Source organism: Kribbella koreensis, assembly GCF_039525325.1.
In the GTDB taxonomy this organism is placed as follows: Bacteria; Actinomycetota; Actinomycetes; order Propionibacteriales; family Kribbellaceae; genus Kribbella; species Kribbella koreensis.
On sequence record NZ_BAAAHK010000013.1, the window covers coordinates 271,824 to 285,144 of the forward strand.

Below are 13,321 nucleotides of genomic sequence, written 5' to 3' on the forward strand. Positions count from 1 at the left end.
CTCGCCCATCCTATATATAAAGCGAGCGTTCATAAATTATCCGGCCAGTTGCGCGCGTGCCGCCGGAGCTCCAAGGCGGGCGGTCGCCCGGAATTTCCGTGAGTCGACAACTATCACCCGAACGCCCTCCGGGCGCCCAGCACACGCACGGGCCCCGGGATCAGTCCTGCAACTTCAGTCTTGCAGCACCGTCCGCGCAAAGCTGCTCAACGCCTCCCGATCCGGCTGCTGAGTCTTCGTCATCAAGCTCGCGACATGCTTCTCCACCGTCCGCGGCGAGATGTGCAACCGCGACGCGATCGACTTGTTCCCGATCCGGTCCACCAGCAACTGCACAACCTCGAACTCACGCGTAGTGATCCCCAGTTGCCGCAGATGAGCCGGCACCTGATCAGACCCGGTACGCCGCTGCGACACCGTCGCCCCGAGCTGCCGCAACATGCTCCGGCACGCACTCGCCACCGCCGGCACCTCAGCATTATGAAAGTAGTCCTCAGCCTGCCGAAGCCAGACCACCGGCTCGCCCCACCCATCAGCAGCCGCCGGCTCGGCCACCAACCGCAGACCGAGATGTTGGGCCATCGGATAGAGCGCCGAGGTCTCCAAGGCGAGCTCGGCCATCTCGTTCGCCTTCCCGAGCTCCCCATCGCGCCCGAGCAGGATGGCGTGAGCCCACTGCACGAACTGCCGGTTCCACCGCATCCCGCTCACGGCTGTGGCCGTAACGGCCTCGAAGTGCGCCCATCCGTTTCGGCCGGCCATGACCCCGAGCAGCAGGCCGAGGCCGTTCTTGCCGGCCATGTGGAACATGGTCGGGTTCTGGGCGTCGTAGGCGAGGGCCTGGGCCATCTCGGATTCGGCCAGGCTGTGGTTCTCCTCCAGCAGCGCGCAGAAGGTGCGGGCCAGCCCGTAGGACAGCGGTAGCTCGTGAGACGCCCGTTCGCCGTAGGCCGCGAGCTCGCCGAGAGTCTGTTCCATCTCGGATCGTCGGCCCTGGTGGCCTGCAAGAACAGCCTTGGTCACCAGCACGTACGGCGCGCCGCGGCCGAGCTTGAGTCGCCGGGTCACCTCCAGGCACTCCTCGATCATCACCGCGGCCCGGTCGTACTCGCCCCGGAGTACGGCCTGCTGCGCCAGTACGCCGTCGACCTCGTAGGCGTTCGGGATCGCGCCGATCCGCAGGGCCTGGTGTCTGGCCCGCTCCAGTTCGGCGACGCTCCCGTCGGCCAGGCAGATCGAGCCGGCCTGGAAGATGTGGGCGCTGACGCGCTGCAGGCCCATGTTGTTGTCGGTGGCGACCTGCCGGGCGCGCTCGAAGTAGCGGATCGACTGAGCCAGGTCGTGCTCGCGGGCCAGGATGCCGAGGAGCAGCCAGGCGTCGACCTCGACGGCCGGCAGGTTCGCTCGTTGTGCTGCCTCCGCAGCCCGGGTGCCGAGCGTGGCCGCGGACTTGAGCCGGCCGGGACTCGTCTGGGTCATCTCGATGGCGGCGGCGATCGCGTCCACCGGAGCGAGGTCGGCGTCGCCCGCATCCGGTCCGAGGAAGGAGCGCGCCGTGGCCACGTGGGCCATCGCGGCCGACCAGCGTCCGGCCGTGTGCTCGAACTCGGCCAGCCGAACGTGCAGCGCGGCCACCTTGCGGCTTTCCAGCCCGTGGTCGGCCAGCTCGTCGATCATCTCCGGCCGGCTCATCGGGTGCTCGAACTGGCCGGTCTCGCCAAGGGCCAGAAGTAGCGAACAGAGCACCTCGGACCGGTAGCCGATGTCGTCGTCGTCGGCCAGCAGGTGGTAAGCGCGCTCCAGCAGCTTGACCGCGGTCCCCATCGAGCCCTCGTCGAACGACTTGCGTCCGGTCTCGGCGAACAGCCGACCGGCCCGGACCAGATCGCCACCGGTCTGGCACAGCTCCGCCACGATCGGGGACCATTCCCCGGGAAGCCCGGGATGGAGGGACTCGATCGCCTCGGCGCACCGACGCGCCAGGGTCGCGCGTTCGGTCGGGCTCAGGGTGGACAGCAGTGCTTCGGCGGTCAACGGATGCCGGAACGCGTACCAGTCGGGCACCGGTTCGTCCGGCCCGACCAATTGGGCCGCCAGTCCGGCTCGCAACGTGGCCAGCAGCAACCGCTCGTCGATCCCACTGGCACGCCGGACAACACTCAGCGGAAAGCGATGACCGATGACTGCGGCCAGCAGCAGGAGCTCCCGTGACTGCGGTCCGAGCTGGTCAGTGCGGCTGCTGATACTGCGCACGACAGCGGCCGGCACGGTCATCTCCAGGTGGTCGACCACCTGGACAGTGCCGTCCGTGCCGGACAGGAGTTGCCCAGACCTGCTGGCTTCCTGCAGCAGTTCCTCAACGATGAAAGGGATTCCGGCGCTGTCGGCCCACAGTCGCTCGGCGAGCTGATCGGGAACGCTGTCCGGCTTGACGGCCAGCCGGTCGGCGGCCAGGTCGCGAACGTTCTCGCGGTTCAGCGGTCCGAGCTCGATCACAGTCGCCGTACCGCGCTGGGCGGCGAGTTGAGCCAGTTCGCGGGCAGCACAACGCTCTGCCCGGACGGTGGCGACCACCATGACGGGCAGGTCCTCGAGATGGTCGAGCAGGTACTCGATCACGGCCAAGGTCTCCGGATCCGCACCGTGCAGATCCTCGAGCACCAGTAGGCAGCCGCGGTCGCGACCTACCAGTTCGAGCAGCCGGAGCAGTGCTTCTCCGAGCAGTACGGCCGAGGTCGCGGTCTCGGCGCTGTCGCCGTAGTCCCAGTCCGGAACCAGGCGTCCGAGCACCCGCCGGTACGGTCCGAGAAGCTCAGGCGCGGGCATTCCGCCTCGGCGGATGAGGGACAGCAGTGCTTCCGCGAAGGGCCGGAAGGCGACCGTGCTGCCCATCGCGCCGGCTCGTCCGCGCAGGGTGACCATGCCGTGGTCGAGAGCGGTCGTCGTCCCCACCGCGGCCAGCCGGCTCTTGCCGATTCCGGGCTCACCGATCACGAAGACCGCACCGCCGCGACCGTCGCGTGTCGCGATCAGCAGGCGGGTGAGTTGTGCGATCTCCCCGTCCCTGCCGACCACTCCGGGCGCATGGGTCTGCATGCCAGCAAACTCTAATCGGGCGGCGATGCGACCGCAGTGAAACCGGCCCGTCCCGGCCGACCGGCCGGTAAAGTCAAACGCTTGGTTGAATCGGTCGGCCGGAAGCGGGTCAGCCCTGGATCGTCGTGAACGTGCCGCAGGTGTCGACGGCGCCGTAGACGGCCAGCGTGGCAATGCTGGCTGTGCCGATCAGAGCAAGCGCGCGGGCTCCGACCTTGCCCTGCTTCGGAAGGTTGATCGGTCCGAGTGGGTCGGTGTGCTCGGCGTCGGTCGGGATCGGGTTCTCGTGGTTCGGGTTCTGGTGCTGGGCGGTCATGATGTTCCCCTGTCGAATGATGGCCGAGCCGGTGCTGTGCTGGGCGCCGGATCTGCGGCCGCTGGTTCTTGCAGCAGTACGGACGGGATCTGCCCGTGGAAGCCGAGGCGGAGCAAGCCGTAGCCGATACCTGCCAGGCCGGTCAGCAGACCGGGTGAGGGAACGGCTCGCGGCGTGCCACATTGCGGCCCGTGCTGCTGTACTGCGGCGAGCACCAGCCCGGTCCGGCGACGCCGGACCGCCTCAATGGCTGGGTGTTCGCTTTCGTTCAGCCACAGAAGTGGCTCAATCGCTCCGAGCTCGCCATGACAAAGACTCATGTCGGCGAGCACCGGTCGTTGGGTGGTTCGGCGCAGGTAGGCCTCGAGATCTGCCGGAGCCCCAGCAGCGAGTCGAGCCAGTACTGCGCCCGCCTGGCCGGAACACCATCCGGCGCCGGCCGCGGTGTCGTCCAGTTCGAGGTCGATCGCGGCTCGGGCCCCCTCGGTGTTCCCGTACCGCGCCAGCGCCCACGCGACTCCCCCATAGCCGCGGGCAAAGCCACTTGCTCCTCGTGCTCCGTGATCCACGGCGGCAACAAGCTCGTCGGCATAGCGAGCCGCAAGTCGCGCAGCCTCAGGTATTCCCTGTACTGCGGTCAACCCGCCCGCGGCTCCTTCACCGTAAGAAGGGAAGTCCCCAGCCTCCGGGGTGATTCGCTCCATCAGCTGTAGCGAGGTGATGAGCCACTTGGCCAGATCGGAATCGTCGAGCAGAACACTGAGCCGCTTCAGCCCGTAGCTGATGCCACCCAGGCCATGGAGTCCTGGCCCGACGGCTTGCGCGGCATCGGGGTTCGCGGCGAGGACCTCCAGCACCATGGGGAGTTGACGGACCGCGTCACGGGCCAGTTCGCAGTACTTCTCGGCGCCGGTGAGTGCCCCGATCTGCGCCAGGAACAAGGCGGTACCGGTATAGCCGTTGGACAGGCCGGCGCCCATCGGCAGGACGGACCAGTGGTGGTCGTCGAGCAGTTCGAGGCCGAGCCAGTTCGCAGGGCCGCCGTGGTCGCTGTGGACCTGCGCCATGATCTCGTCCGCGATGTCGGTGGCTGCAGCGAGCAGTTGGTCCGGGTCGGCTTCCGCGGAGCCCAGCCCACGCCCGCTGGTGGTACTGACGTGGACGACCGGCTCGGGGCGAGTAGCCAAGCAGGCGGAGATCATCCATTGCTGGCGGTGCTGGTCGATCTCGCCCATCGCCTGGATCTTGCGTTCTACTGCCGCAATTCCCTTGTCGGCAAGGTGGTCCGGCACGCTGGCGCCGTCCGAGGCCCAGACGGTCCGGCTGTCCGGCCTCGCGGTGAACAAGGGAACGTTGCCTGACCACAACTCGGCCAGCTCGTAGGGCACCAGCCGACGCAGGTTCTCGTCGGCTTCCCACAGCAGGTCCAGGAGGCGCCCGCGTCCGCCCGCATCCCGCAGAGCATCCGGATGCGTCGACTCGTCGAGCAGCGTCGCATAAAGCTGCGTCGGCCGTGCCACGTATCGGATCTCGTCCGACGCGCAGCGAGACAGGAGGCCGGCTGCGCCAAGCAGGTCATCGCGGTTCCGGGCGATCGCCTCATACGCGGTCCGGAAACCGGTCAGCAGAGCTACCTCGTGGTCGCGGGGCTCCGTCGGGACGCCGTCCAGGTGGGGACGGTTGTGGCTGACGCGGGTCGGGCGGGGGCGGCGGACGAGGTGCATGGAGTCCAGGCCGGTGTCCTCCCAGTCGACGACGTTGTTGGGAGTCAGGCCGTCCGCATCGCCACCCATGCCCGACAGGTCGACCACACCGTGCTCGCCGGTGATCAACATGGGCAGTAGCGCGGTCCGGGAAACCGAACTGAGCAAGGCGGTCTGGGCCGGATCTTGCTTGCGTACGCCACTCATTGCAGCGCTTGGGTGGAACAGTGTCTCGATATCCACCAGAACCGGCTGGTCGCCACTGGCGATGAGGTTCTCGTAGTGCATGTCGGTGCCGTCGAGCACGTACAGCAACGCCAGTAGGGCGCCCTGACGGTGGTAGAAGCGGCGTACTGCGGCCAGGTCGGAGCAAGGTGTGTGGGAGATGAACTCGAGCCAGCCGTAGCCGGGACGCCGTAGTACCTGGGCCGTCTGCAGATCCAGCGTGGTCTTGTCGTTCAGCCAGCCGACGATCTCGTTGAAGTGCTGGTGGAGGTCCAGCGGGCGGGGCTTGTAGACGAGCCTGGTGCCGTCGGCGAAGGTGAGGGTGGCTGTGCAGCGGCCGCCTCGGTGGGGGTCGCCGCTGGGCTCGATGCAGACCAGGGCGCCGGGGTCCTCGCCGTCGAGGAGGTCGGTGATCAGTTGCTCGCGGTCCTCGGCGAGGCGGGCCAGCAGTTCGAGGTGGCCCTCGACCGACTGTCGGCACGCCTCGCCCAGGACCCGGGCCAGCACCGGGTATGCGGCCAGGAACTCCGCCAGCTCGCTCCCTCCGACGAGCCGGTGGGTGAAGTCGAGGAAACGCTCGGCCGGGGTGTCGCCGGCCAGTTCGCCGCGGTTGCGGGCGCGGGAGAGTTCCAGCACCAGGGTCCGCGATGCCAGCCGCACCAGGCGCAGCCCCAGCCGGTCCAGGAACTCCTCGGTCAGTACGCCGTCCTGCCCGGCCGCGGTAAGGTCCTGCCGAGCCGTTGCCAGCAGAGGTTCGAGGCAGCGGACCAGGGCTTGCTGCCAACCCTGTGTCATCGATTCCCTACTGACCGGCATGGCCGTACTGCGTTCGACGTACTCCGCCCAGGCGGGCATGGACAGGCCCTGCTCGTGCGGGCCCATCCCGGCAGACCACCAGGCTGTCGACTGGTCGGTCCGGGAGGTCCCGGCGGTTGCGGAGTTGAGCACGCGCTCAGAGTGCCATCGAGGGACCGGCCCTGCCATGGGTACGGATCCCCCATATTCCGTACGAGCGCGGTAACGAGTTGGTGACGGCTGGACGGAGGTGTGCTGTACCGCGGGATGTCGACTGGGGGTAGCCATCCCGCGGTCCAGCATCGCCTGGGCCGGACGTCCTCTGGTGGAAGGCCGTACGGCACAGGAATCGGTGGATCTTGTCGGTCATTCGGTCACTGGGTGGTGCCGAATTCCCGACGCCATGAACGATGCCGGACGGCCGGCCGGGTCTGGAAGGGCTGCCGGTACCCAATTTCGCGGGCTTTCCGTTGGCCTCGACCGTGGGTGGGGGCCGGCGGAAACATGGGGGCTCAGCCCCCATGTGCAATATCTTCGGGGCTGCGACGGTGAGCGGGTGTACAGCCTCGCGTCGCCCGGACTTCCGGTGTCAGCCCACTCGGTGCTCGATGTGGTGCCGCAGTTGCCTGGGCAGTCTGCGGCGGCTGCGCTTCGGGAGACCGTGGAGGTGGCTCAGACCGCCGATGATCTTGGCTACCGGAGGTTCTGGGTTGCAGAGCAGCATGGCGTCCGAGGGGCCGGTGGCGCAAGCCCTGCCGTGTTGGCGGCTGTACTGGCGGCCAGGACGGACCGGATCCGGCTGGGGTCGGGGAGTGTGCTGCTGACGAATCACCGGCCGCTGGTGGTCGCGGAACAGTTCGCGGCGCTGGCTGCGGCGTACCCGAGCCGGATCGACCTGGGGGTGGGGAAAGCGCCGGCTGTGCCGCCTAGTACGGCCGCGGCGCTTGGGCTTAGCGAGAAGGGGTGGGACACGTTCCCCCAGAGGCTGGACGAGTTGTGCCGGTTCCTGAGGGATGGGTTGCCGGGACGTGCACCGGTTGGCGACGTGCGGCTGGCTTTGGCTGGGTTGCCGCCGCCTGTGTTCGTGATGACGGATAACCCGGCCAGCGCGCAGGTGGCCGCAGTACGGGGGCTGCCGTTGTTCTTGGGGCATCACACTGCGCCGGCAGGGACGCTGGCGTCGGCTGCGGCGTACAGGGACAACTTCGAGCCGACAGGGCCGACGGGGAAGTCGTACGTCGGGGTGACCGTGGCAGTGGTTGCCGCTGACACCGATGAGGAGGCAGTCATCCGGCTGGGGGAGTACGTGCGGGTGAAGTCGCGTCTGAGGACCGCAGCCAACAGGGCGACGCCGGCGGAGCTCATGGAGTTGCTGGAGCCGCCGATCACCGGTCGCGAGCGGAGCAAGGCCGAGCGGCTGCTCGACGAGCCCGGGTACGTCGTGGGGACCCGCGCTGGTGTTGCAGCCGGTCTGGCATCGGTTGCGGCCAGTACGGGCGCCGACGAGCTCATGCTGGTCCCGCTGGCCTTCGACAGCCTCGTCCGGTCGGCCATCCTCCGTACTGTCGCCGCAGGCCTGACCCGGGCCATCCGCAGCGTCCCCCGGCACACCCCGCACTTCGTCGCGACTGCCTGAGCACACCGGCCTAAAGTGGGCGATGTCCACTAGCGAAAGGCGTGCCGATGTCGCGGGAGCAGGAAGTCGTCGAGGCTTGTCCGACCGAACTCTTCATCGCAGGCAAGTGGCGACCGGCCGAGGGCGGTAAGACCCTCGCCGTGGAAGACCCAGCCACCGGTACGACGCTGTGCCAGGTCTCAGACGCAAGCCCTGCCGACGGACTGGCCGCCCTGGACGCCGCCGTCACCGCGCAGGCCGAATGGGCGGCCACGGCCCCCAGGGAGCGCGGCGAGATCCTCCGCCGGACCTATGAGCTGATGACCGAGCGGGTCGACGAACTGGCCCTGCTGATGACCCTCGAGATGGGCAAGCCGGTCGCGGAGTCGAAGGGCGAGATCGCCTACGCCGCCGAATTCTTCCGCTGGTTCGCCGAGGAGGCCGTCCGGATCGAGGGCGGCTACCAGGTCGCCCCGAACGGCAAGGGCCGGCTGCTGGTGATGCGCCAGCCGGTCGGGCCCTGCCTGCTGATCACCCCCTGGAACTTCCCGGCCGCGATGGGCGCCCGCAAGATCGGGCCGGCCGTCGCCGCCGGCTGCACGATGGTGATCAAGCCCGCCTCGCAGACACCCCTGTCGATGCTGAAGCTGGCCGAGTTGATGACCGAGGCGGGCCTGCCGCCCGGCGTACTGAACGTCGTCACCACCCACGACGCCGGTGGCGTGATGGAGCCGCTGATCCGCGACGGCCGCGCCCGCAAGCTGTCCTTCACCGGCTCGACCGGGATCGGCGTGAAGCTCATCGAGCAGGCGGCCGAGAAGGTGCTGAAGACCAGCATGGAGCTCGGCGGCAACGCGCCGTTCCTGGTCTTCGAGGACGCCGACCTGGACAAGGCGGTCGACGGCGCGATGCTGGCCAAGATGCGCAACGGCGGCGAGGCCTGCACGGCGGCCAACCGGATCTACGTGCACTCGTCGGTGCTCGACGAGTTCGCCACCAGGCTGACCGCGCGGATGGCCGGGCTGAAGGTGGGGCGGGGGACCGAGGACGGGGTCGACCTCGGCCCGCTGATCGACGCCAGGCAACGCGACAAGGTGAAGGATCTGGTCGACGACGCCATCGAGCAGGGCGCCGAGGTGCTGACCGGGGGAACGGTTGCCGAGGGCAAGGGATATTTCTATCCGCCGACCGTGCTCACCGGCGTACCGAAGTCCGCCCGGCTGCAGAAGGAGGAGATCTTCGGCCCGGTCGCGCCGCTGACCGCGTTCGAGACCGAGGACGAAGCGGTCGCGATGGCCAACGACACCGACTTCGGGCTGGTCTCCTACCTGTTCACCAACGACATCGGCCGGGCGCTGCGGGTCAGCGAACGACTTGAGACCGGCATGATCGGCCTCAACCAGGGCATCGTCTCCAACCCGGCGGCGCCCTTCGGCGGCGTCAAGCAGTCCGGCCTCGGCCGCGAGGGCGGCACGGTCGGCATCGACGAGTACCTGGAGATCAAGTACGTCGCGGTCGCGGTGGACTGACTACTCCGCGAGCCACTTCTGGATGGTCTCCTCGTCCGGACGAGCCTCGGTGCCGATCGCGTGCGGGACGAACCGCGCGTAGTAGTCGGTGACGGGCCCGTCGGACTCGCGGACCATCATGCCTGCCGCGACGCCGTCGACGACCCAGCTGCCGATCACCGCCCGGTTGCCCTCGTACGACGGGAGCGGACTCCACTCCTGGTAGACCATCGTGTCGGTGTCGTACGGCCCGTCGTGCACATCGTCCTCGGTGGAGGTGATGGTGTGGATCCGGATGTTGCTGCCCTCCCGGCCGTGCAGCGGCTTGGCCACCCACTCGAGCAGGTCGCCTGGCGTACCGAAGTACGCGGGCAGCAGGTTCGGGTGGTCGGGGTAGAGCTCCCAGAGGACCGGGAGGATCGCCTTGGTGGACAGCATCGTCTTCCAGATCGGCTCGATCCAGCGCACCGGCTCACGCTCCAGCCCGGACAGGATGTACTTGCCGAACTCCTCGTCGAGCATGTCCTCCCACGGGTAGAGCTTGAACGCCGTCCGGATCTTCCGCGCGCCGTAGTCGACGAACGCGCGCTGCTCCGACTCCCAGCCGAGGTCCTCGATCTCATGCCCGTACGTCGCCAGGCCGGCCATCGCCGCGGTGTCGCGCATGTACGCGACCGTCATCGCCTCCTCGCCGGTCGTCTCGGCCGCCGAGTTGAAGAAGTGTGCCTCGTTGCCGGGGAACGTACCGGCCGCGCGCTGATCGCTCCACCACTTGACCAGCCGGTCGTGCACCGAGTTCCACTGGTCGGCGTCGGGGAAGACGTCCTCCAGCCAGTTCCACTGGATCACCGCCGACTCCACCAGCCCGGTCGGGGTGTCGCCGTTGATCTCCAGCATCTTCGGCTCGACCCCGTTCCAGACCAGGTCGAACCGGGCGTACACCGACGGGTCGTCGCGCTTCAGTGACTCGCGGACCATCGGCAGCGTGCCGGACGCCAGGCCGAGCTGGGCGTCGCTGAAGCGGTCACCCGACGCCATCACCGAGGCGGCGTGCTTGCACATCTCGTAGAGCTCCTCGGTGACCCGCTCGAGGTGCAGCACCTCGTCCATGGTCACCTCGTACCAGGCGCTCTCGTTCCAGTACGGCGTCTGGGTGCCGTCCGGCAGGTCCGTCATCGGGAAGACCAGCCCCTGCTCGACGACCTTGTCCTTCCAGCCCGGGCGGGGCTTGATCGAGTGCCGCCACATCAGCCGCCGTGACTCCCTTTGCTCGCCTTGCCGAAGCCGCCGCGGGCGATGGTGCCGATGTTGCCGCCCTTGGTGGACAGCCCGCCGCGCTGGATGGTCGCCGTACCACCGGAGGAGTTGCGCAGGTTGGAGCTGGTGTAGCTGCCGTCCCCGGCGTTGTAGCGCCCGCCGACCGGTGGCACCAGGAAGCCGCCCCGGGTGGCCATGTAGAACCAGAAGAAGCCGGCGCCGGAGCCGTGGTACTCGCGGTCGTCCTTGCACTTGTCGTCGTCGGTGCGCTGCTGGGTCTCCGGGTCGACGCAGATCGCGGCGTAGTCCGCCTTCTCGTCGTCCCCGCTGCTGCAGCCGGTCAGCGACGCGGCGACCAGGGCCGTCAGCCCGAGCGTTATGCCCGCGCTGCGCATCCTGCGCCGCGCCTTGTCTGCTGGTGGTTGCGTCATGCCCTGCCTTCCCCCTCGGCCGGCGGCTTCATCGAGAACATGATCAGCGCGCCGACCACCATCGTTACACCCACCACAACCAGAGGCCCGGTACCGACGTCAGAGACAGCCAGGACGAGTACTACGACGAACGACGCCGCCGCGAGTAGGGGGACGACTACCCGCTGCAGTACTCGGCCTTCGATCGCCCCGGTGAAGTACACCGGTACCGCGATCGCAGTGGCCAGATAGTAGATCGACACGAGCACCGAGACGGCCCCGACGGCGTCAGCCAGTACTGCGTCCGAGGTGAGCACCAGCGTCACGTAGATGACCAGGCTGGCGACGGCGAAGACGAAGGTGGAGACGCTGGGGGTGTGGAAGCGAGTGGAGATCCGGGCGAACCGCCCCGGGAACGCGTCGCGCCTGGCCATCGACAGCATCGTCCGCGCGGTCGGCAGGATGGTCGTCTGGGTGGAGGCGAGCGCTGAGACGAGTACTGCGCCGATGAGGAGCTTGCCGCCCGCAGTACCGAGTAGGTCGTTGCTCAGCACGGAGAAGAAGTCGTCGTCGGCTATGTCGGCCAGCGGGCCTACCCCTGCGTAGGCGATGGCTGACCAGGCGACTACGACGTACAGGAGGACCAGGAAGCCGTTGGCGATGAGTGCTGCGATGGCAGGGGTACGCCGGGGGTCACGGGTCTCCTCATTGACGCTGAAGGACGAGTCCCAGCCCCAGTAGAGGAACACTGCGACCAGTACGCCGGTAGCCCACTTACCCTGGCCGGTGTCCGTGGGGAGGCTGAGGGTGCCGGCCTCGTAGAACGCGTTGATGGCGAACCAGAGCAGCGCGACGACCTCTACCGTCAGCAGGATCGCCTGGGTCCACGCTGCGATCTGGATACCGCGGTAGGCGAGCACTGCCATCACCACGATGAACACGGCGCCCAGACCGGCCTGTGCGCCACGGGAGCCGGCAGCGCCGTCCAGGCCGAGCAGCACGTAGGTGTAGATCGAGGCGACCTGGGCCAGGTTGCTCATGACCAGTACGCAGGCCATGACCGTGGTCCAGCCGACCATGCGGCCGACACCCAGCCCGAACGCCTTCTCGGTCCAGGGGAACGTCGTACCGCAGTCCGGCTCGGCCCTGTTCAGCTCGCGGAAGCAGAGCGTGACCAGGACGACCGGCACCGCCGCGAGTGCCAGGACCATGGGAGCCGCCGTACCGACGTACGCGACCAGTAGTCCGACCGCCACGGCCAGCGAGTACGCCGGTGCGGAGGAGGAGATCCCGATCGCGGTGGACGTGCCCAACCCCAGCGCATCCCGTCGCAGGCTCCGCCCACGGGACCGCGAATCAGCTGTCGTCGTCATCGTCCCCCCAGAGTGCCACCCCAGTGGTCCGCTGTCCGTCAGGCGCTGTTGTCAGCCGTTCATCAGTTGGGTCACCGTGACGAACCGGAAGCCTTTGGCCCGCAGCCCGGCGATGATCGGGGTGATCGCTTCGTCGGTGTACGGCGCGTTGTCACCGCCGTGCATGTGGAGGACGACGATCGAGCCGTTCTGGCAGTGGGTGAGCACCTGGTTGACGATCGGCTTCGGGGACTTGGCGAAGCCGTCGGCGCCCGGTACGTCGAGGCCTACAGCGGTGACGCCGGCTGGGGCGAGCTCATGCAGGGCGGTGCCGTCGTAGCAGCCGCCGGGGAAGCGGAACCATCTGGTGGCGTGGCTGTCCAGCTGGTCGAGCATGGTGACCGCTTTGCGTACGTCGCTGAGCATGTCTTTGCGGTCGACGGTGCCGAGTGTGTAGCAGTGCTTGGTGAAGCCCTTGTGGTCGTAGGTGTGGGTGCCGAGCTCGAAGAGGGGGTCTGCGGCCAGTTCGCGGACACGGTCGGGGTACTGCTCCATCCACATGCCAGTGAGGAACAGCGTGGCCGGGACGTGCTGCTGGCGGAGCTTCGTGATCAGGGCTTCGTTGTAGTACGACTTCACCTTGCCGTGCTGTAGGCGCTTGCGCATGAGCGCGGTGAGGTCGGCGTCGAAGGTCAGGGCGACCCACTTCTTGTCGCGCGGCCCGTGCTGGATCACCGGCATCAGGTTGGTCTCGTGCGACTCACCAGGCCGTCCCGTCGCGCCGGGTGTGGTCGCCGGTCCGCTGGGCTGGGTCGGCTGGCTGGCTTTGGGCGGGGTGCTCGCGGCGGTGGTCGGCGTACTCGGAGTACCGGGCGTACTGGGTGGTGTGCTGCTCGGGGTCTGGTGGCTGGGGCCGCCCAGCGTCGGCGTACCGGCTGCTGTGCCCCGCGGTGCCGCGGTGTCGCCACAACCGGCCAGTACGACGGACGCGGCGGCGGCGAGCGCGGCGATCCTGATCCCCCAGTGAACAGTCACGATGCCCGA

The 13,321-nt window shown here is 68.3% G+C and carries 9 protein-coding genes; 2 read left to right on the forward strand and 7 right to left on the reverse strand.

The genetic code is table 11. The features are described 5' to 3' along the window. Window positions 1–174: 174 nt before the first annotated feature. From ABD116_RS25500 to ABD116_RS25510, 3 genes are all read right to left on the reverse strand, one after another. The gene (locus tag ABD116_RS25500; protein WP_343975188.1) at window positions 175–3,096 is read right to left on the reverse strand and encodes a helix-turn-helix transcriptional regulator; all 2,922 of its coding nucleotides are present in this window, start codon (window positions 3,094–3,096) and stop codon (window positions 175–177) included. Between the two features lie 109 nt (window positions 3,097–3,205). Continuing rightward, window positions 3,206–3,412, reverse strand: coding sequence for a hypothetical protein (locus ABD116_RS25505; protein WP_343975191.1), 207 nt, complete (start codon window positions 3,410–3,412; stop codon window positions 3,206–3,208). Continuing rightward, window positions 3,409–6,288: a type 2 lanthipeptide synthetase LanM family protein gene (locus ABD116_RS25510; protein WP_343975194.1), complete on the reverse strand. Its 2,880-nt coding sequence runs from the start codon at window positions 6,286–6,288 to the stop codon at window positions 3,409–3,411. The genes ABD116_RS25505 and ABD116_RS25510 overlap by 4 nt, the downstream gene beginning before the upstream one ends. Window positions 6,289–6,691: 403 nt before the next feature. Between ABD116_RS25510 and ABD116_RS25515 the strand changes: the two genes are divergently transcribed. Next, the gene (locus tag ABD116_RS25515) at window positions 6,692–7,771 is read left to right on the forward strand and encodes an MsnO8 family LLM class oxidoreductase (RefSeq protein ID WP_343975197.1); all 1,080 of its coding nucleotides are present in this window, start codon (window positions 6,692–6,694) and stop codon (window positions 7,769–7,771) included. Window positions 7,772–7,818: 47 nt separating this feature from the next. After that, on the forward strand, window positions 7,819–9,279 hold the full coding sequence (locus tag ABD116_RS25520; protein WP_343975200.1) for an NAD-dependent succinate-semialdehyde dehydrogenase: 1,461 nt from the start codon (window positions 7,819–7,821) through the stop codon (window positions 9,277–9,279). Here the strand turns inward: ABD116_RS25520 and ABD116_RS25525 are convergent, their stop codons facing one another. Genes ABD116_RS25525 through ABD116_RS25540 form a run of 4 tightly spaced genes read right to left on the reverse strand, consistent with a single transcriptional unit; the run spans window position 9,280 to window position 13,312 of the window. After that, window positions 9,280–10,506 carry a glutathionylspermidine synthase family protein gene (locus tag ABD116_RS25525; protein ID WP_343975203.1) on the reverse strand — a complete coding sequence of 409 codons (1,227 nt, stop codon included), beginning with the start codon at window positions 10,504–10,506 and terminating at the stop codon, window positions 9,280–9,282. Beyond that, window positions 10,506–10,946 (reverse strand): hypothetical protein, encoded by a 441-nt coding sequence (locus ABD116_RS25530; protein WP_343975207.1) that lies wholly within the window; start codon window positions 10,944–10,946, stop codon window positions 10,506–10,508. The genes ABD116_RS25525 and ABD116_RS25530 overlap by 1 nt, the downstream gene beginning before the upstream one ends. Beyond that, window positions 10,943–12,298 (reverse strand): APC family permease, encoded by a 1,356-nt coding sequence (locus tag ABD116_RS25535; RefSeq protein WP_343975210.1) that lies wholly within the window; start codon window positions 12,296–12,298, stop codon window positions 10,943–10,945. The genes ABD116_RS25530 and ABD116_RS25535 overlap by 4 nt, the downstream gene beginning before the upstream one ends. Window positions 12,299–12,349: 51 nt before the next feature. After that, complete coding sequence (locus tag ABD116_RS25540) at window positions 12,350–13,312, reverse strand: polysaccharide deacetylase family protein (RefSeq protein ID WP_343975213.1); 963 nt, start codon at window positions 13,310–13,312, stop codon at window positions 12,350–12,352. Window positions 13,313–13,321 lie beyond the last annotated feature (9 nt).

What these genes read in the sequence shown, in the direction of transcription:
- ABD116_RS25500 (WP_343975188.1), bottom strand. Translation starts at nt 3,096, where the DNA reads ATGCAGACCCATGCGCCCGGAGTGGTCGGCAGGGACGGGGAGATCGCA.
- ABD116_RS25505 (WP_343975191.1), bottom strand. Translation starts at nt 3,412, where the DNA reads ATGACCGCCCAGCACCAGAACCCGAACCACGAGAACCCGATCCCGACC.
- ABD116_RS25520 (WP_343975200.1), top strand. Translation starts at nt 7,819, where the DNA reads ATGTCGCGGGAGCAGGAAGTCGTCGAGGCTTGTCCGACCGAACTCTTC.
- ABD116_RS25525 (WP_343975203.1), bottom strand. Translation starts at nt 10,506, where the DNA reads ATGTGGCGGCACTCGATCAAGCCCCGCCCGGGCTGGAAGGACAAGGTC.
- ABD116_RS25530 (WP_343975207.1), bottom strand. Translation starts at nt 10,946, where the DNA reads ATGACGCAACCACCAGCAGACAAGGCGCGGCGCAGGATGCGCAGCGCG.
- ABD116_RS25535 (WP_343975210.1), bottom strand. Translation starts at nt 12,298, where the DNA reads ATGACGACGACAGCTGATTCGCGGTCCCGTGGGCGGAGCCTGCGACGG.